We start from the raw sequence: 18,933 nt of genomic DNA, 5'->3' as shown, positions 1-18,933 counted from the left end.
CATGCGCACGTGAAAAAACCGAAGCATTCACAGTTGGTTTCGTGCATATTGGACCCTTGTTTCCGGGCATCGGGTGAGACATATGAACGCCGCTTTTCCTCCATACCAGCAAGGCACCGACAATTTTACCTCGCGTGGGTCGCCGATGATCGATCCCTTCGGGAGGTCAGTGAACTACCTTAGGGTTTCCGTCACCGACCGATGCGATTTCCGCTGTACCTACTGTATGGCGGAGAACATGCAGTTCCTGCCCAAGAAGGATCTTCTGACGCTGGAGGAACTCGAACGGGTGTGCTCGGCCTTTATCGTCAAGGGTGTGCGAAAGATTCGACTGACGGGCGGCGAACCTCTCGTGCGAAAGAACATCATGCTTCTGGTGCGGCAGCTCGGTAAGCGGATCGGGTTCGGGCTCGACGAACTGACGCTGACGACCAACGGCTCACAGCTCGCGCGCCATGCCGACGAACTGTACGACTGCGGTGTGCGACGGATCAACGTGTCACTCGACACCCTCGATCCGGAAAAGTTCACGAAGGTCACTCGCTGGGGCGAGCTTGCAAAGGTGATGGAAGGGATCGACGCCGCCTTGAAGGCGGGCATCCACGTCAAGCTGAACGCGATTGCGCTGAAGGACTTCAACGACATCGAGATCCCGGATCTGCTGCGCTTCGCGCATCGCTGCGGCATGGACCTCACGCTGATTGAAACCATGCCGATGGGCGAAATCGACGAAGATCGCACGGACCGGTATCTGCCTCTGTCGAAGCTGCGCGCCGATCTCGAAAAAGATTTCACGCTGACCGATACCGGACATCGCACGGGCGGCCCCGCCCGCTATGTGCGTGTCGAAGAGACGGGCGGCCGCCTCGGCTTCATAACCCCGATGACGCACAATTTCTGCGAAAGCTGCAACCGCGTCCGCCTGACGTGCACCGGAACGCTCTTCATGTGCCTCGGGCAGAACGACGCGGCAGATCTGAGAGCAGCCGTGAGGGCAAGTTCTGACGACGGCCTGCTTTCAGCGGCGATTGATGAGGCCATCACACGCAAACCCAAAGGGCACGACTTCGTCATCGACCGGACGCATGACAAACCCACCGTCGCCCGGCACATGAGTGTGACAGGCGGATAGGCCGCTGGCATTCGCTGTCCCTGGCGCCGTGCCAGTCCTTCCGGCGATCATCCGCAGACATTGATCGAACTTCTGAGCGAGATGGTTTATGTCTGTCTCGCTCAGAAGTTCGGTTCCAACAAGGCTGCATCGGCGACGTAGTGGACATCGTATAACACCTACACGAACCGACGAGCTACTACATGGTGGTCCCGGTCGCACGACCGCTGAGGATCATGCGGTTGCGGCTGGAACGCTCGTGGTCGCCGCTTATGCGTGTCGCCAGACCTTGATCGCTGAAATCACGAGGATCACGGCAAGACTTGGCAGCAGCACAGCACTCGGCACGACACCGAGAAGCTGTCCGCCGATGAACGCGCCAAGGATCGATCCCAGGGCCATGACGAATAGGAATATCCGGTTTCGTCTAATGACGGAAAAGCTCTGGTCGCGGCTGTAGCGGGTAAAGCCGACGATCATTGTCGGCAGGCTCACTACAAGAGAGAGGCTTCCGGCGAGTTTTATGTCCGCTCCGAACAAAAGGATGAGAGTTGGTATCAGAAGTTCGCCACCAGCGACACCAAGCAAGGACGCGACAACTCCAGTTGCGAGGCCCGCCACCACGCCTGCTATAATCTGCGCAGTCCCCGAAACAAGGGCCGACCCTGTTGCGACGTTGTGACCAAACATTAGCACGCCCGCGATGACGAGTAGCAAGATGGCGATCACCTTGTAGAGCGTCTCGGACTTCAGTCGGGTTGCCCAACCCGCGCCGAGCCAGGCACCTGCCAGGCTTCCCGCCAAAAGATTGACGATGATCGGCCAGTGCGCCGCGATCTGGTCGAAGGGGACGGTCGCAGCGCGAAAGGGAAGCGCGAACGCGACGACGACCAGGCTCATGGCCTTGTTTAGAATCACGGCTTCCAGGGCTCCGAAGCCAAAGGGACCGATCAGGAGGGGGAGACGGAACTCCGCGCCACCAAGGCCGATCAATCCACCAAGGGTATTGCCGCTCCGCCGAAAAATGCTGCTGGACGATTGCTCGAAAGACTCTTCGATGCGGGTTCAGCCATTGTATCACGCTCTCTTCGCCATTGATCATGAGCTATGACTCGAAATGCGAGAGACGACAACCGGAGCACTAAACACTAGGCGGCCGCCTCGTGCTCCTCCCGTGCTGCTGACCAAACTTCCTTTGCGGCATCGAGGTTCATCCAGGCAATTCCGAAGCCGACGATCAGATCGGGCCATGGGGACCGCCAAAGGAAAAGCGTGACCGCTCCGGCTGCGATGATCCCAATGTTGGCGATGGCGTCGTTGCGCGCCGACAAGAACGCCGCTCTAGTCAGAGACCCTCTAGCAACGCGGAACGCCGCCAGAAGGTAGGCGCATGAGAGATTGACAACGAGCGCACCGAGACCAGTCAGGCTGAGTGCGAGCGGTTCCGGAGGAACAGGGGCTTCGAACTTCTGCCATGCGGTCCAGAGAAAGGCGATTGCTGGAACGAGCAAAATGATGGACATGGCAATTCCGGCGCGCGCCCGGTTTTTGGCCGACCACGCCATTGCCACGAAGATCAGAAGATTGACGGAGGCATCCTCGAAGAAGTCGGCACTGTCTGCCAGCAATGATACCGATCCGATCCTGAGTGCGACGGTAAACTCGATCCCGAAATACGCCAGGTTTGCGAGTGCGACGATCAGAACGACCCGTCGAATTGCGCTGTCCATGAACCATTGCTCCTGTTGCTGATCCCAGTATGGAAACGGCGACGTCCCCTGATCGCTATATCTCCCGGCGCGCCGCTTCCTCTTGCTTCTCTCGGTCCGTCCGAAACGATTTCAATTTCCAGCGTCCCGATTGCGGGTTCCTTCGCCGCCAGACGATCTCCAGCCAGAACAGTGCGTCGTCGGTAGGCCTTACCGGAAACCAGGCATACCATTGCCGCCATAGGTCCTCCTCCCGCATCGTCCTGCTCCTCCCAGTTTGTATTGATCTCAGGCCCGGTATGCGACGAGCACTGCTCCTCCCGCCATCATGGCCACGCCGAGCTAATTGGGCAGCGACAGCATCACCTTGTTGTTCCTGAGCGCCCCATGGGTGCGGCAGAACTCTTCGAGCTGTTCCCGATCCGCTATGGGTTCGACGCTCAGGGTCAGATCGCGGATTGGCTATATCGAAGCCCACGTTTTGACGCTTGCCGCTGTTGGAATAGCCGAAATGGGAATGATGGGCGACGGCATTCATGACGCCAAGGGCCTTGGCCTGCATCACCAGCTCCCGGTAGAGCGCCTTGCTGACGCCGAACCATCCGCCCTTGCCGACAGCCTTCTCACGCGGATTCGAATAAATGCGGATCATTCCGATCTCGCGGGAGGAGAGCTTGTGGCTTGTCCTGGGATTGCCCTTTCCTGAAGGTTGGCTGTTGTCCAGATCGAGCTTAGCCGCACTCTTGTCATGAGATCGCCATGGCTTGGGCGTTCATGTCGCGCATGTGGCGTACGGAAATGTCCGGGGGAAGATCGTTTCCGGCGGCCGTCTTCGAAACGCAGGCTCGCAATTTCCTCAAGTAGATCGTTGGCACACTCTGAGCTGTCTTGTTGTGAGGGGCTCGGCCTCTACAAGTTTTCGCTTGATTTGCATCGTCTTTGCCGCAATATTGCCCAAATCAACGGACCCGTTATCGGGTGGCTTCTCCGAGCGCCTATCCCTCGGCAACCAGCTAACTCCTGCATCGATTTATCGACACACTGCAGCGAGGCTTCCGATTGGATCTTCCCAATGACAGTAACAGTCTAACCCCGCCCGCATTCTAACTTGCTGGCGACTCTCGACGATCATAACGCGCAAGGTCATTCGACCGACGTGGTTTGCTTTGACCTGTTCAACGGGAAGAAGCGAGTGCGTGCGGGTGCGTTTCCGGCATTTCATCATCTACCGCATAGAAAACGAAAGCCGCGGCCACCTCCCAGGTCAGGCATGGAGATACTCATTTGAACCAGGATTTTCTAACCCGGATGCGAAGCGAGTGGTTTGGCAATGTCCGAGGCGACGTCCTCGCCGGACTTGTCGTAGCCCTCGCCCTCATTCCCGAAGCAATCGCCTTTTCGATCATCGCAGGCGTCGATCCTAAGATCGGCCTCTACGCGTCTTTTTCCATCGCAGTCCTGATTGCCTTTGTCGGCGGACGTCCGGGAATGATCTCGGCGGCAACGGCCGCCACGGCCGTGTTGATGGTCACCCTTGTTCGAGACCACGGCCTGCAGTATCTGCTCGCAGCCACCGTGCTAGCCGGACTCATTCAGATCGTCGCCGGGTTTCTGAAGCTTGGGTATCTCATGCGCTTCGTGTCGCGCTCCGTGATGACCGGGTTCGTCAACGCTCTCGCCATCCTGATCTTCATGGCGCAGCTTCCGGAACTGACGAACGTGCCGATGCTGACCTATGTCATGGTCGCCGCAGGGCTTGGCATCATCTATCTGTTCCCCTATGTCACCAAGGTCGTGCCGTCGCCGCTGGTCTGCATCGTCGTGCTGACCGTGATATCGATCTATTTCGGCTTCGACATCCGCACCGTCGGCGACATGGGCGAACTGCCGTCGACACTTCCGGTTTTCCTGATCCCGCAAATCCCGCTCAATCTGGAAACAATGCTGATCATCCTGCCCTACTCGGCGGCTGTCGCAGCGGTAGGCCTACTGGAATCGCTGATGACGGCCCAGATCGTCGATGATCTGACCGATACGCCGAGCGACAAGAACCGCGAATGCATCGGCCAGGGCATTGCCAACACGGCGACCGGCTTTATCGGCGGCATGGCAGGCTGCGCGATGATCGGCCAGTCCATCATCAATGTGAAATCTGGTGGACGCGGACGTTTGTCGACCTTCTGCGCGGGCATGTTCCTGCTGTTCATGATTCTTGTCCTCGGTGGTCTTGTCAGCCAAATCCCAATGGCGGCGCTTGTCGCGATCATGATCATGGTGTCCATCGGCACCTTCTCCTGGTCATCGATCAAGAATCTGAAAGATCATCCGCGCTCGTCGTCGTTTGTCATGATTGCCACGGTCGTCGGTGTCGTTGCCACGCATAACCTTGCCATCGGTGTTCTGATCGGAGTCCTTCTGTCGGCCGTCTTCTTTTCCTGGAAGATCGCTCAAATCTTCAGGATCACATCGGCGCTCGCCGAGAATGGCACGAAGCGCACCTATACCGTCGAAGGTCAGGTGTTCTTCGCTTCGGTCGAAGATTTCAACAAGGCGTTCGATTTCAAGGAAGCGCTTGAGAAGGTCGTGATCGATGTCACCCACGCCCACATCTGGGACATCTCCAGTGTCGCGGCGCTTGACATGATCGTGCTCAAGTTCCGCCGGGAAGGCGCTGAGGTCGAAATCCTTGGCCTCAACGAAGCAAGCGAGACCATCGTCGACAAGCTCGCAATTCACGACAAGCCCGGCGCGATGGAACGCCTTATGGGTCATTGAGGGAGGATCAGACCATGACAAGAATAATCGCGTTGATCGACGGCTCTGTCTATGCGGAGAGCGTCTGCGACCATATCGCCTGGATCGCCACCAAAACCGAGGTCTCGGCCAAAATCCTGCACGTGATCGGACGACGTGACATCGCCAGCGAGCCTGTGAACCTCAGCGGCAACATCGGCTTTGGTGCCCGGACGGCACTGCTTGAGGAACTTGCCGAACTCGACGCCCAGAAGGCCAAGGTCGCCTTGAAACGCGGCCGCCTCCTGCTGGAGGAAGCAAAGGCAAGACTTGAGGCCGCAGGGGTTGGCAATGTCGAGACGAAGCTGCGCAATGGCGATCTCGCTGAAACCGTGCACGAGTTCGAGGCTGAAGCCGATCTCATCGTGATCGGAAAACGGGGTGAAGGTGCCGACTTTGCCAAGATGCACCTCGGTTCGAACCTCGAACGAGTTGTCCGCTCCACCCACAAGGCGATCGTTATCGCGTCGCGCGCTTTCAAGCCGATCAACAAGGTACTGATCGCCTTCGACGGTGGCGACATGGCGGCAAAGGCGGTGCATCAAGTATCACGCAATCCGATCCTGACAGGCCTTCCCTGCAAGCTGGTCATGGCGGGAACGGACACTCCAGATGCACGTCGCAAACTTGAGGATGCCGCCACTGCCCTGAAAGCGGCTGGTAATCCGGTGGAGATCGAAATCGTCGCCGGCCCGCCGGACAAGGTCATCTCTGAAATGATCGAGCGGGAGAATTTCGATCTGCTGGTAATGGGGGCTTACAGCCACTCGCGCCTTCGTGCCTTGTTTCTGGGTTCCACGACCACAGAAATGATCAGGTCCTGCAAGGTTCCTGTCGTGATCTTCCGCTGATCCAAACAGGGCGGGCGTTGCCGTCCGCCCTTTTGCTCGGAGGTAAAATTAACCCGTGACATATGCTGGGGAGAGCGATTATGTCGACAAAAATCCAGACCATTCTTTTGATCGACGGCAGCCACTACGATCGCCTGAAATCTGTGTTCGAGACACCCTTTGATCTGCGCAGGCTCGCCGATTTCGTGACCGGGGGCACCCCCCCAGATCACGCCATCTACTATCGGGACGTTCGGGACGCGAACGAAGACGAACGGCAGAGATCGCTGTTCGGTTGGCTCCGACACAATGGCTTCACCGTGAAGGGGCGAACGCACGACCGCAACGAGCCTCGTGAACGCTACGGCACCAATCTCGTTGAGATCGCTGTAGACGGGCTGCTTCTCGCCGAACCGGGTGACCACGTCGTCCTCGTCGGCGGCGATGCAAAGCTGGCCCCACTCTTGAGCGCCTTGAAGGAATACGACATCCGCACGACGCTGGTTTCGACACTGGGTGCCACAGCAACCATCGCGCCATCGTCCCTGCTCCTTGATCTCGCAGACACCTTCATCGACATCGCCGACATCCTGCCGACGATTGCATTGGAGAAGCCGCGGCCGCGGGATGCGGACGCATAGGTGAAATTGTCCCGATGCCATCGGCTTTGGATGACGTGCACAAGACCATCAATGCAACGCTGTTGAAGGCTCGAAATGATCAGCGCGTACCTTGAATTCTCCCGCACCAACTGGCGACATCTGTCTTTCGGCGCTCTGCTAATGGCGCTTTCGAGTTTCGGTCAGACCTACTTTGTCTCGCTTTCTGGCACGCATTTTCGCGAGACATTCCTTTTAAGTGATGGCGGTCTTGGTACCGCCTATGCAGTCGGTACGTTCGTCAGCGCCATGACATTGACCTGGGCGGGGCGACTGATCGACTACACCACCGTGCGCATGTTTACGTGGGTCGTCGCAGCGCTTCTTGCGGGCGCGTGCGTGCTCGTGGCGGTCAGCCCCAACTTCATCGTGCTTGCTATCGCATTCTACTTTCTGCGCCTTGGCGGCCAGGGATTGATGGTGCACACCGCCCTGACGGCAACGGCCCGAACCTTCCCGATGGATGCCGGAAAGGCGCTCGGCATTGTCGCGCTCGGCATGTCCGCTGCGCAGGCATTCTTTCCACTTGCGACGGTGGCGACCATGGACCTGATTGGCTGGCGTCTCGCCTGGATCGTGCACGCCGTGGTCGTGATTGCTGGGATCGCGCTGGCACTCCAGTTCTTTCCACGCAATGCAGATACACCAATTCGGGCACGAAAGACTAAGGGTGATCGTTCCGGAAACGCGTCTCAGCCGCTGTGGCGTGACCTTCGGTTGTTGCTCACACTCCCGGCAGTCCTCGCCAGCCCTTTCATCGTGACAGGGTTTTTCTTCCATCAGGCGCGCCTCGCCGAGGAGAAGAACTGGGATATCGGCTGGTTGGCTGGCGGCTTTGTCGCCTTTGCCGTTGTTCAGGCCATAGCCGTCATTGCCATAGGACCAGCGATCGATCGACTTGGAACCAAGCGAGTTCTTCCGTTCTTCCTGCTGCCGCAGGCACTGGGCATGCTGCTCCTCGGACTGGTTTCCGAATACTGGGTCGCGCCCGTGTACATGGTTCTCATGAGCATCTCGGCCGCATTCGGATCGACACTCGCGACTGCGCTCTGGGTGGAACTCTTCGGCTCCGTCGAACTTGCTCGGGTCCGTTCCGTCGTCGAGGCGGGTGCCGTGGTAGCGAGCGGTGCGTCCCCCATCTTGATGGGGTTGATGATCGACGCGGGCATAACTTTGTCGGTACAGGCTCTCGGCTGCTGTGTCTACACCCTCCTCGCCTCAACCATCGCTGTGGGCGTTCAGAAGGTCAAAGCGCCTCCGATGGCGGAGGACGAGGCGCGGGCCCGATAAACCATCAAGAAGTTAGCGACAGCGCATTGAGGAGGTCACATGGAGGATATATGCCGGGTTACGTTTTGGGGAGTAAGAGGTAGCTTGCCCGTCTCTGGGGAAGAGTTCCTCGCCTTCGGCGGCCGGACGGCCTGCATTCAAATTCGCTGCGGCACGACCGATCTCATCTTCGATGCCGGAACCGGAATTCAGAAGGCAGGCGACAAGCTGATTGCCGAGGGCGTCGAAAACTATCATCTGTTCTTCTCGCATTCACACTATGATCACATCCTCGGCCTCCCGTTTTTTCAGCCGCTTTACCGTCGGTCGTCGAAGGTGGACATCTGGACGGGGCACCTGCATGGGGCGATGACGCCGCGCGAGATGGTTGAGGCATTCATCTCCCCTCCCTGGTTCCCGCAGAAGATCGAGATATGCCAGGCACGCCTTTCGTTCCACGACTTCGCACCAGGAGAAACCCTGAAGCCTGCAGACGGGATCGAGATCACTACCGCCTCGTTGAACCATCCTGGCGGATGCGTCGGTTACAGGATCGGTTTTAGGGGGCGGGTCATTGCACTTGTCTACGATCTTGAGCACCAGCCTGGTGTTCTCGACCCGACAGCGCTCAAGCTGATGGCTGATGCCGATCTGGCGGTCTACGATAGCGCTTATCTCGACGACGAGATAGAAGCGTTCAAGGGGTTCGGTCATTCCACCTGGCAGCAGGGCGTTCGGCTCGCAAAGGCTGCAAACGCAAAGAAAATCGCGTTCTTCCATCACATGCCGATCCGGACAGACCAGGCTCTGACTACAATAGAAAAAAAAGCGATGAATGTGTTCGACGGCTCGTTTGTAGCCCGTGACGATATGATGATCGACGTTTCAGCCGAGTAACGTGGTCTTCGGGTTGACCAAGAAGTTAGCCGCTCGTGTAAGAGGGCTTTCCCCAAGAATGTCGTTCTCGTGACAATTTACTGCCATTAAGCGAAGTGTTTTAAACAAGTTGTTCCGCAACAAGTACACAGGAAGCTATGCTGGAAAGATATATCCCGCACCTGAAATCGACTTGACCGGAACGACTGATTTTGCTGACGGGAGCGTGCGGGATTCGCGCAACTTCGCCTAGTCAACCGGGTGGCCGGTCATTCTCATGCCTCAAGTTAACAAAGGCAAGCGCGCAGCCGTCCTATGGAAAGCTTCAATTGTGTCCAAGCTGGAGACAAGAGGCGATCCTGTTCCTTCCACCTAGTTGAGCCAAACCTAGCAGACCCGCCACCATTGACTGCTAGCTGAAGCAATGCCAAAGCAACCACGACAATCCACATGATCATTTTGCGTTGCTTAAGCTTCACCACGGTTCTCCATCTCCGCTCGTCGCCGGAACCAGCCAGACCGATAGGCTGCCTTCAAAAATCTCCAAGGGCATATCCCGCGCCGCGTACGGTGCGAATGACATTGTCCGCCTTGCCGAGGCCGATGCCTTTCCTCAGACGGTTGATATGGACGTCAACTGCACGCTCGTCGACCGTGGCATCGTCGCCCCACAGCGACAGGCGCAGTTCGGAGCGGGAGAAAACCCTGCCTGGTGTCCGCATGAGGAACTCCAGGAGCTTGAACTCCGTCGGTCCGAGCCTGACCTCCTTCTTCTGACGATGGACACGATGGGCTTCGCGGTCGAGCACGATGTCGCCGACTTTGACCATGTGTTCGAGCAGGTTGGGGTTGACGCGGCGCAGAAGGTTTTTGACGCGGATCACGAGCTCCGCTGAATTGAACGGCTTCGTGACACAGTCGTCCGCGCCTGCGGACAAGGCAACGAGGCGCTCGTCACCGTTGTCTCCGGCCACGAGGAGGATGATTGGCAGACGATGGGTGGAGCCATTGGTCCGCACCTGGCGGCAGACCTCAATACCGGACATTCCAGGCAGGACGGCGTTCAGCACGAGGACGTCCGGGATGCTCAAGCTTAGGCGCTCGGCAACCTCGGAACCGCTTGAAAGAAGCGTTACGGTGAAGCCTTCATTTTCGAGAGATCGTTGTACCAGTGCGCGCAACGTCTCATCGTCGTCTACTACGACTACTCTAGCTCCCATAGTGCCGCATTCCTCCTATTGGCCTTCCATCGAGTAACCCGCGCCGCGAACCGTGCGAATGACATCCTGCATATTGGAGAAATTTAAAGCCTTGCGCAGCCTCCCGACATGAACATCCACAGTACGCTCGTCAACGTAGATGTCATGGCCCCAGACACCGTCAAGGAGCTGCGAACGGGAATAGACACGGCCTGGCGATGCCATCAAAAACTCAAGAAGCCGGAACTCTGTCGGTCCAAGCCGGACTTCTCTAGTCTTGCGGTGCACGCGGTGTGAGTCTCGGTCCAGTTCAATGTCACCAACGCGAAGTACGGATGACAGCACTTCTGGCTTCGCGCGCCGTAGCATCGCCTTGACGCGAGCCATAAGTTCCGGCGTGGAAAACGGCTTGACGACGTAGTCATCTGCTCCAGTCGCCAAACCACGCACCCGTTCGCTTTCCTCGCCGCGCGCGGTGAGCATGATGATCGGCAGACGTTCCGTTTCCGGCCGCTGGCGGAGCCGGCGGCAAAGTTCGATCCCGGAGACGCCGGGCAACATCCAATCGAGAATAAGGAGGTCTGGAAGACGTTCCTGCAGCCGCATCTCGGCTTCATCGCCCCTGGTGATCGTATCGACTTCGAAGCCCTCGGCCTCGAGGTTGTATCGCAGGAGAACGCTGAGCGCCTCCTCGTCCTCTACGACGGCTATTCGTGGCAGCATTCCGCAGGAACTCCTTGGTGCCCTGGCCGAGGGACCGCCCTCGCCCGTTGTTGCGGGTGTTCGATTGTATGAACCTGGAAGGTTACGCATCAATCAGCAAGTGCACCGACCGTATTGGCGCTGTCGTCCTTGGGGCGCTCGCCCTCCGGCTGCGACCCAGTGGCCATGTAGAAGATCGTCTCGGCGATGTTGGTCGCATGGTCGCCGATGCGCTCGATGTTTTTGGCGCAGAACAGAAGATGCGTGCACGGCGTAATGTTGCGCGGATCTTCCATCATGTAGGTCAAAAGCTCACGGAACAGCGAGGTATAGATGGCGTCGATTTCACTGTCGCGCTCGCGGATGCTCTTCGCCTTTTCGGCCGACCGCGACGCGTAGACGTCGAGGACTTCCTTAAGCTGAATGAGCGCGAGCTCGGCCAGGTGTTCCAGGCCGCGCGAGAGCTGCCGTGGAAGGCTTGCGTTGGCAACGGCAATAACACGCTTGGCGTTGTTCTTGCCAAGGTCGCCGACACGTTCGAGGTCGGCGGCAATGCGGATCGCACCCATGATTTCGCGCAGGTCGGACGCCACTGGCTGGCGCTTTGCAATAGTGACGATCGCCTTCTCATTGATCTGCCGTTCGGCATCGTCAAGGACGACGTCTTCGGAGATCACCTGCTGAGCCAGACCGAGATCTGCGTTAACGAGTGCGCGTACGGAGTTGGCGACCATCTGTTCGGCAATGCCGCCCATCTCCGAGATGCGGCGCGTCAAGTACTTAAGGTCTTCGTCGAAGGCGGTGTAGATGTGCGTGGAGGACATATTGTTTTTCCTTACGTCCGCGAGCGGATCAAGACTAGCGAATGGACGTCCGTGGCCGATCAGCCGAAGCGGCCCATGATGTAGTCCTGCGTGCGCTGGTCATCCGGGTTGGTGAACATCTTGTCGGTGTCGTTTTCCTCGACCAGGTTTCCAAGGTGGAACATGGCGGTGCGCTGCGAAACGCGGGCCGCCTGCTGCATCGAGTGCGTCACGATGACGATTGTGAAGTTTGTCCGCAGCTCGTGGATCAGTTCCTCGACCTTGGCGGTAGCGATCGGGTCAAGTGCCGAGCACGGCTCGTCCATCAGGATGACTTCAGGGCTCACTGCAACGGCACGTGCGATGCAAAGGCGCTGTTGCTGACCGCCGGAAAGACCTGTTCCCGGCTCCTGCAAGCGGTCTTTCGCTTCGTTCCAGAGACCAGCGCGCTGCAGGCTGGATTCTACGATACGATCCATGTCGGCTTTGGTTTTCGCAAGGCCATGAATGCGCGGACCGTAGGCGATGTTTTCGTAGATCGTTTTCGGAAACGGATTGGGCTTCTGAAACACCATCCCGACGCGGGCGCGGAGCTCGACGACATCGACGCTTGGATCGTAGATGTCTGCGTTGTCGAGCGTGATCTTGCCTTCGACGCGACATCCGTCGATCGTATCGTTCATGCGGTTCAATGTGCGCAGGAACGTCGATTTGCCGCAGCCGGAAGGCCCGATAAGTGCAGTCACTGTGTTTTTGCGGACGTTCAGGTTGACGTCGAAAAGAGCACGCTTCTCGCCGTAATATACCGATACGTCCTTTCCGATCATCTTCGACTGGGCGTCACTCATATTCTTGTCCACCGCTTTTTCTACTGCTGCTTCTGACATCATGTTCATCTGCGTATTCTCCCTACCAGCGGCGCTCGAAGCGCTGTCTGAGAAATATTGCGATGCCGTTCATCAGCACCAGGAAACCAAGAAGGACGAGGATGGCTGCCGAAGTACGGGCGACGAAGCCGCGTTCTGGACTGTCCGCCCACATGAAGATCTGCGTAGGCAATGCGGTGGAGGCTTCGAAGACGCCGTCCGGCGGACTGGTGATGAAGGCGTTCATGCCAATCAGCAGAAGTGGCGCGCTTTCGCCCAGAGCACGTGCGAGAGAGATGATCGCGCCGGTCATGATCGTGGGCATTGCAAGCGGCAGGATGTGGTGGAAGATCGCCTCGTGCTTCGATGCGCCGACACCCAATGCTGCCTCGCGGATCGAGGACGGCACGGACTTCAACGAGACACGTGTGACGATGATCAGGGTTGGAAGCGTCATCAGCGACAACACCAGGCCCCCCACGATCGGAGCCGAGCGCGGCATGCCGAACCAGCCTAGGAACACGGCCAGGCCGAGGAGACCGAAGACCACGGACGGCACGGCCGCCAAGTTGTTGATGTTAACCTCAATAAGGTCGGTGAACCTGTTCTTCGGAGCGAATTCCTCGAGGTAGATCGCGGCGGCGATGCCGACCGGGAAGCTGATCAAGAAGCAAACCAGCAGGGCCCAGAAGGAACCGGATATCGCACCCGCCAGGCCAGCAAGCTCGGGGAAGCGGCTGTCTGCGTTGAGGAAGAGAGCCCAATTGAACGGCCTGGAGATGATGCCCTTGCTAACCAACTGGTCGAACATGCCGATTTGCTGGTCGGTGACCCGGCGCTGGGACTCCGGCGTATCTCTGCTGACTTGACCTTTTGCCAACTGATCGAACGGATCAGCGAGCGGGATCACGAAGGTGCTCTTCCCGTCTAGGCGGCTAGGGTCGGCAACAACAGCGTCGCGGACGATGAACTGTCCCGACGAGGTGAACATTTCGAAGTACTTCCGCTCGTCGCTACGGCTCAATCCGGGAAGTTGGGCGCGCAATGCATCGCGGACAACGCCACGCCAGTCGGCATCTGCGAGCTTTGCCTTGTCGAAACCCGCGGTGGAAAGATCGATCTCGATCTTCGCAACGGACTGGGTGAAGGCCGAGTTACCGGTGTAGATCAATGACGAAACGAGAATTGCCAGGAAGCCAAGTGCAAAAATAATGGCCACCAGGCCATAGGCCTGCAGTCGACGATCAGCCGCGTAACGCCGCTTCCTGCGCGACTTCATATCGTCCGACTGCCAGTTGATCGCAGGTACACCGACGTTGAGGTCTGAAGATGCTGTAACAGCCATTAGTATTTCTCCCGGTACTTGCGAACGGTGTGGAGCGCGATCAGGTTCAGGATCAGCGTGACAATGAAGAGCACCAGGCCGAGTGCAAAAGCAGCGAGCGTCTTCGGATTGTCGAACTCGGCGTCCCCGATCAGGAGTGTCACGATCTGAACTGTTACCGTCGTAACGGCATCGAGGGGGTTCAGCGTCAGCTTAGCAATCAGACCTGCCGCCATCACAACGATCATCGTCTCACCGACCGCGCGGCTGAGTGCCAAGAGCACGCCACCGACAATGCCGGGCAGCGCCGCAGGAAGGAGTACCTTTCGGATTGTCTCGCCCTTGGTCGCTCCGAGCGCATAGGAACCTTCGCGCATTGCACGTGGCACTGCTGCGAACGCGTCATCGGAGAGTGACGAAATGAACGGGATGATCATCACACCCATGACCGCCCCTGCAGCCAAGGCGCTATTCGGCGAAGCCTCGAAGCCAACAGCAAAGCCCAGATCACGAATGGCTGGAGCGACGGTCAGAACTGCGAAGAAGCCGTACACGACGGTCGGAACGCCAGCCAGGATTTCGAGAAGCGGCTTCACGACGGCGCGAAAACGAGGGTGAGAATATTCCGTAAGGAAGATGGCCGAGAGAATCCCAGTCGGAACGGCCACGATCATGGCGATCGCCGAGATCAGAAACGTTCCGTAAAGCACCGGGAGAACACCGAAGGCGCCCTGCCCGGCGACCTGGTCGGCACGCATGGCGATCTGGGGCTCCCAACGGAGACCAAACAGGAACTCGGTGAACGGAACCATGGTGAAGAAGTGGAAGGCTTCAAAAACCAGGGAGAACACAATACCAAGCGTGATGAGGATCGCGAGAAGCGAAGAAAACATCATGAACAGGGTGACGGACAGCTCGACACTGTGCCTTGCCCGGTAGCGCGACCCGATAACCTTCAGTCCAAAATACGCTCCAATCGCCGCTGCAACTGCGACAACGGCGGCCATGAGGTAGGACGCGATACTTTGCAGGGACTGATAGTGCGCCGCGGCGGCTTTAACTTCCGGCGACGGCTCCTTGAACAGGTTGCCAGAAGCGACCTGACGAACCTCGCTCATGAGAATGGAACTGGCGGAGGTATCGAGATTTTCGGATCCGGGAATTCCGGAGAGAACTAGGTGGTTCACTATCGACGACTGAAATACGAGCCAGACGAGAAGAAGAACGAATGCCGGAACAGCGGTCCAGATGGCAACGTTCAAACCATGGTAGATCGGCCGCGAGTGAACTTTTCCGATAGCGCCGCTATGCGTTGCTTTCGCGCGGCTGTTGCCGACATAAGCCATGGTAAGCGCTGTAAGCGCCAGTAATGCTAATAAATATCCCGACATGACGCCCCCAAAATACATATATGAAAAGCGCTGCCCGCCTTCATGGCGGACAGCGCAGTCACTTCAGCGATTAGGAACCGAACTTCTTGCCTTCGAGAACAGCCTTCTGGGCTTCCTTGAGCTTTTCCGGTGCAAGCGGGGTCAGACCGCGTTCAGCCATGTAGCCGTCCGGGCCGAGAGCGGCATCCGACATGTATTCTTCGAGGAATTCCTTCATGCCGGGGATGACGTCGCGGTGAGCGTTCTTGACATAGAAGAACAGCGGGCGTGCGACTGGGTACGAGCCATCAGCGATGGTTTCCGGGGTCGCTGCAACGCCATTGATCTTGACGTCCTTCAGCTTGTCGCTGTTTTCATAAAGAAACGAGTAGCCGAAGATACCAACCGAGTTCGCATCAGCTTCAAGACGCTGAACGATGAGGTTGTCGTTTTCGCCGGCTTCAACGAACGGGCCGTCCTGACGCATGCGCGAGCAGACTTCGGTCCATTTCTTTTCGTCGGCCTTCTTCAGGTCCTTCATGCCAGCCAGGTCCTTGCAACCGTCATGCATGACCAGCTCGACGAAAGCGTCGCGCGTGCCGGATGTCGGAGGAGGACCGAACGCGACGATCTTGGTAGCAGGCAGAGCCGGGTCGATATCGCTCCACATCTGGTTCGGGTTGGCGACAAAGCCGCCCTTGCCGTCTGGCAGTTCCGACGCGAGAGCTTTGAAGATCTGCTCTTCGGTCAGGCTCCATTCGGTGTTGTTGCTACGCGATACTGCGATCGAGAGACCGTCGTAGCCGATGAGGGCTTCGGTGATGTCGGTTACGCCATTGTCGGCGCAGAGCTTGACTTCGGAATCCTTGATGGCGCGCGAGGCGCCGGTGATGTCGGCAAAATCTTCGCCGATGCCACCGCAAAATGCCTTGAAGCCGCCGCCAGTGCCGACAGACTCGACGACCGGAGCGGGCTTGCCCGACTTGTTTGCGTATTCTTCAGCAGCAGCCTGAGAATAAGGAAACACGGTCGACGAACCGGTCACCTTGATCTGGTCGCGTGCAACAGCCACGCCAGCAGTTGCCATCATGATTGCGACGAGTGCGCAGCTTCCAAGTAGTTTCTTCATGGATCATCTCCCGTAAATTCGGATTGACGCTTCGGCGTCGTCACCCCTTTAGAGGGAACGCGTAACAGTTTTGTGACAGAATTGTTTCATGAAGACGACGTGGTTCCCGAGCTGTGCGGCCCCCTCCTAAGAGGATGTGGGAAATCTCGTCCCTCCGCGAATGCGACCGTTGTCACACAAACTGACATTTATCGCAAAATTTGGCAGAGGTGTTGGCACGAACGTCACCTGCAAACGGCGTGGGCGGGTACATTAGACGACTACGACTTGCTCGATGGTGGAAAGTTCTCATCCAACCACGTCCGTGCAATCAGAAGATCTCGGTTGTCAGGCGACCATGCGTGTCCCGCGTCGAGTTGATGGTGGGTGAGCGCGGCATTCGCGTCGGTTAGTTGTTCCGCAATGCGGGAGGCGTGCTGAGGCTCTCTCCGCTCGTCGTGCAGGCCTGAGATGATGAGCACGGGCTTGCCTGACAATTCGGGAAACGTGAAATCGTCCGAGATTGGCTGCGGGCGAAGCAGGATGGCTCCGACGAAACGTTCCGGCGCGACGGCAAGCAGGGCGCTGCTGAAGATCGCGCCACTGGAATATCCGACCAACAAGATTTCCGCCAGTCCGCTGACGGTTACAAAACCGTCGGCCGACACGCCTTGCCTGGCGAGAGCCATTATTTCATCGAGAGGTATCGAGCGGTCGGTGCGCCTTTTGAAGAAAGTAAAGCCGTCGCCGTCTGCAAATGGTCCCTTCGGACTGCGGTATTGCCGCTCCGGAGCAAGCCTCACGAGGAACTCACTGATGAAAGCCGGATGCTGCGACGAACCGTGCAGGCCAAGTATGCCGATCATGTAAACATCCTAAAGGTCGGACACGTCGCGGCAAGCCCAGTCACTGCATTCGCTAGTATTACAGCGACAGGCTCGAGCAATACCTCAGGCTGCGATATTGAGGTCGTAGGGTGTTGCCACAATAACCTTGTTGAAGAGGTCGACAGCTTCGTGCGACCACTTCCTTGCCATGCTTGAAAGTTTGGTGCCCGTCTTAATCTTGCAATGATATCGATTGTCGGTCGATCGGAGGTCGATGCCTTTTTCCACTTTGATCTGGTGCAATAGCTTACTCACTGCGTGCCAGTTGGGCAAACCAAGGCGCTGCGCCACCTGCGTTATGGTGAATGGATGTGACTGGTTGGGGTTGTCCACGGTGGTGATGCCGAGCAACGTCGGTAAAAAATCCTTCTCATCGGCCACGCGCTCAAGCACGTCGTAATTGACAGCAACCGCTCCGGACGGAATGTCGTGGCGGATCAGCTTCATTGTTCGGGCAGCGAGCGCGCGCACAAGTTTGGGGTTGATCGATGTGAGCGCTGATTGGCTCTTCAAAGCTTCGAACACCCACTTCAGCTCGTTAGTGTGGATGGCGTGAATGCGGAATTCGCGACCATCTACCGAGAAGACCGCCTGATCTGGCGGATGCTTTTCGATGCCGTCCGGTCTCCAGATAACCTGATATACATTTGCAATAAGGCCGCTGTCGTCGGCGACCAGTTCGCCAATATCCCGGAGAATGGATTTCACATTGGCGTCGCCCAAGCCGTAGCCGAAAATGAAGACTGGGTGTTCTGCGAAATAGGTAAGCAGTTTGGCAGAGACATACTTCTTCTTTTCGGCCCATTCGTCATAGTCGTGTTTGGTCAATACGAGCGAGAATGGATCAGAAACATCACCATGAATATGAAATATTTCGCCGAAGCTGTTCGTGTTGTACCGAAGGATGGTCTGACCGGTTATGGGCTCGTAGCCGTCTAAAACTTGCTCAAGAAATAGGTCGTAGTTGGTGGTGATTATTGCATGAGGCTTGATGTCGGAGAGCGCATCCAGCTCCTTGCGGAGCGCATCGTCCTTGATCTCGGAGACTGGCGGAGTGATTTCCTTAAAATGCTGACAGGCAAGGTGTTTGACGAAGCAGTCCTTGCCGACCTTTGACGAGAAGAACTCCGCGGGAAATTGACTTCTGCCGTCCTTCCAAGCCCATTCGAAGACGGCATCTGCCAAGACAGTGCCGATATCGACCGGGTCGTCGTCAAACTTTTGCCGATTATACTCGAACGAGTCCGCGCCTCCCGGCAGTTTCGAGAAAAGGACCTTTAGCAGTTCGTGCCAGTTAGGAGCTCCAAAATAGCTGCGAGAGATGCCACTTCCAATGAAAAGGATCGGTTGGCACTCGAAGTCGAGTAACAGGTCCCTTATCGCTGTATCCGCCTTCGAGCGGTAAGACATCTGCTGATCCACGAATC

General features: G+C 57.5%; 17 protein-coding genes, 1 pseudogene and 1 other annotated feature. Of the genes and pseudogenes, 6 read left to right on the top strand and 12 right to left on the bottom strand.

The window, feature by feature from the left end; all coding sequences use genetic code 11:
* Window positions 1-82 precede the first annotated feature (82 nt).
* Window positions 83-1,132: a GTP 3',8-cyclase MoaA gene (moaA, locus tag ACP7E0_RS31320; protein WP_426130844.1), complete on the top strand. Its 1,050-nt coding sequence runs from the start codon at window positions 83-85 to the stop codon at window positions 1,130-1,132.
* 249 nt (window positions 1,133-1,381) lie between these two features.
* On the opposite strand, the pseudogene ACP7E0_RS31315 reads toward moaA, so the two are convergent.
* The 3 genes and pseudogenes from ACP7E0_RS31315 to ACP7E0_RS31305 form a co-directional block, all read right to left on the bottom strand.
* A pseudogene (locus ACP7E0_RS31315) lies at window positions 1,382-2,184 on the bottom strand (sulfite exporter TauE/SafE family protein).
* 75 nt (window positions 2,185-2,259) lie between these two features.
* Window positions 2,260-2,841, bottom strand: a complete 582-nt coding sequence (locus ACP7E0_RS31310; RefSeq protein ID WP_426130842.1) for a cation transporter — start codon at window positions 2,839-2,841, stop codon at window positions 2,260-2,262.
* 55 nt (window positions 2,842-2,896) lie between these two features.
* Window positions 2,897-3,472 carry a hypothetical protein gene (locus tag ACP7E0_RS31305; RefSeq protein ID WP_426130840.1) on the bottom strand — a complete coding sequence of 192 codons (576 nt, stop codon included), beginning with the start codon at window positions 3,470-3,472 and terminating at the stop codon, window positions 2,897-2,899.
* A gap of 309 nt (window positions 3,473-3,781) precedes the next feature.
* Window positions 3,782-3,832 (top strand) — a sequence feature (sul1 is cis-regulatory element that is thought to sense ions involved in sulfur or methionine metabolism; They are found in Alphaproteobacteria).
* A gap of 296 nt (window positions 3,833-4,128) precedes the next feature.
* On the opposite strand from ACP7E0_RS31305, the gene ACP7E0_RS31300 reads away from it, so the two are divergent.
* The 5 genes from ACP7E0_RS31300 (at window position 4,129) to ACP7E0_RS31280 (ending at window position 9,268) form a co-directional block, all read left to right on the top strand.
* Complete coding sequence (locus ACP7E0_RS31300) at window positions 4,129-5,595, top strand: SulP family inorganic anion transporter (protein ID WP_426130871.1); 1,467 nt, start codon at window positions 4,129-4,131, stop codon at window positions 5,593-5,595.
* A gap of 14 nt (window positions 5,596-5,609) precedes the next feature.
* Window positions 5,610-6,464 (top strand): universal stress protein, encoded by an 855-nt coding sequence (locus ACP7E0_RS31295; protein WP_426130838.1) that lies wholly within the window; start codon window positions 5,610-5,612, stop codon window positions 6,462-6,464.
* Between the two features lie 80 nt (window positions 6,465-6,544).
* Entirely contained in the window at window positions 6,545-7,084 is a 540-nt protein-coding gene (locus ACP7E0_RS31290; protein WP_426130836.1) for an NYN domain-containing protein, read from the top strand.
* A 75-nt stretch (window positions 7,085-7,159) separates the two neighbouring features.
* Window positions 7,160-8,392 (top strand): MFS transporter, encoded by a 1,233-nt coding sequence (locus ACP7E0_RS31285; protein ID WP_426130834.1) that lies wholly within the window; start codon window positions 7,160-7,162, stop codon window positions 8,390-8,392.
* Between the two features lie 39 nt (window positions 8,393-8,431).
* Entirely contained in the window at window positions 8,432-9,268 is an 837-nt protein-coding gene (locus ACP7E0_RS31280; RefSeq protein WP_426130832.1) for an MBL fold metallo-hydrolase, read from the top strand.
* Between the two features lie 512 nt (window positions 9,269-9,780).
* Here the strand turns inward: ACP7E0_RS31280 and ACP7E0_RS31275 are convergent.
* The 9 genes from ACP7E0_RS31275 to ACP7E0_RS31235 all read right to left on the bottom strand — a co-directional run bounded on the left by ACP7E0_RS31275 (window position 9,781) and on the right by ACP7E0_RS31235 (window position 18,928).
* Window positions 9,781-10,467 carry a winged helix-turn-helix domain-containing protein gene (locus ACP7E0_RS31275; protein WP_426130830.1) on the bottom strand — a complete coding sequence of 229 codons (687 nt, stop codon included), beginning with the start codon at window positions 10,465-10,467 and terminating at the stop codon, window positions 9,781-9,783.
* Window positions 10,468-10,482: 15 nt separating this feature from the next.
* Window positions 10,483-11,169 carry a phosphate regulon transcriptional regulator PhoB gene (gene phoB / locus ACP7E0_RS31270; RefSeq protein ID WP_426130829.1) on the bottom strand — a complete coding sequence of 229 codons (687 nt, stop codon included), beginning with the start codon at window positions 11,167-11,169 and terminating at the stop codon, window positions 10,483-10,485.
* Window positions 11,170-11,258: 89 nt separating this feature from the next.
* On the bottom strand, window positions 11,259-11,972 hold the full coding sequence (gene phoU / locus ACP7E0_RS31265; RefSeq protein ID WP_426130828.1) for a phosphate signaling complex protein PhoU: 714 nt from the start codon (window positions 11,970-11,972) through the stop codon (window positions 11,259-11,261).
* A 59-nt stretch (window positions 11,973-12,031) separates the two neighbouring features.
* Window positions 12,032-12,847: a phosphate ABC transporter ATP-binding protein PstB gene (pstB, locus tag ACP7E0_RS31260; protein WP_426130826.1), complete on the bottom strand. Its 816-nt coding sequence runs from the start codon at window positions 12,845-12,847 to the stop codon at window positions 12,032-12,034.
* Between the two features lie 13 nt (window positions 12,848-12,860).
* The gene (gene pstA, locus ACP7E0_RS31255; protein WP_426130824.1) at window positions 12,861-14,162 is read right to left on the bottom strand and encodes a phosphate ABC transporter permease PstA; all 1,302 of its coding nucleotides are present in this window, start codon (window positions 14,160-14,162) and stop codon (window positions 12,861-12,863) included.
* Window positions 14,162-15,532 (bottom strand): phosphate ABC transporter permease subunit PstC, encoded by a 1,371-nt coding sequence (gene pstC / locus ACP7E0_RS31250; RefSeq protein ID WP_426130822.1) that lies wholly within the window; start codon window positions 15,530-15,532, stop codon window positions 14,162-14,164. The genes pstA and pstC overlap by 1 nt, the downstream gene beginning before the upstream one ends.
* Before the next feature lie 70 nt (window positions 15,533-15,602).
* On the bottom strand, window positions 15,603-16,640 hold the full coding sequence (locus tag ACP7E0_RS31245; protein WP_426130820.1) for a PstS family phosphate ABC transporter substrate-binding protein: 1,038 nt from the start codon (window positions 16,638-16,640) through the stop codon (window positions 15,603-15,605).
* Between the two features lie 260 nt (window positions 16,641-16,900).
* The gene (locus ACP7E0_RS31240; protein WP_426130818.1) at window positions 16,901-17,485 is read right to left on the bottom strand and encodes an alpha/beta hydrolase; all 585 of its coding nucleotides are present in this window, start codon (window positions 17,483-17,485) and stop codon (window positions 16,901-16,903) included.
* An 84-nt stretch (window positions 17,486-17,569) separates the two neighbouring features.
* Window positions 17,570-18,928, bottom strand: a complete 1,359-nt coding sequence (locus ACP7E0_RS31235; RefSeq protein ID WP_426130816.1) for an SIR2 family protein — start codon at window positions 18,926-18,928, stop codon at window positions 17,570-17,572.
* Between the last annotated feature and the right edge of the window lie 5 nt (window positions 18,929-18,933).

The sequence above is a fragment of the Pararhizobium sp. PWRC1-1 genome, assembly GCF_049897905.1.
GTDB lineage: Bacteria > Pseudomonadota > Alphaproteobacteria > Rhizobiales > Rhizobiaceae > Pararhizobium.
Note: the sequence above shows the minus strand (reverse complement) of the source record. Positions and strands in the feature narration are given on the sequence as shown.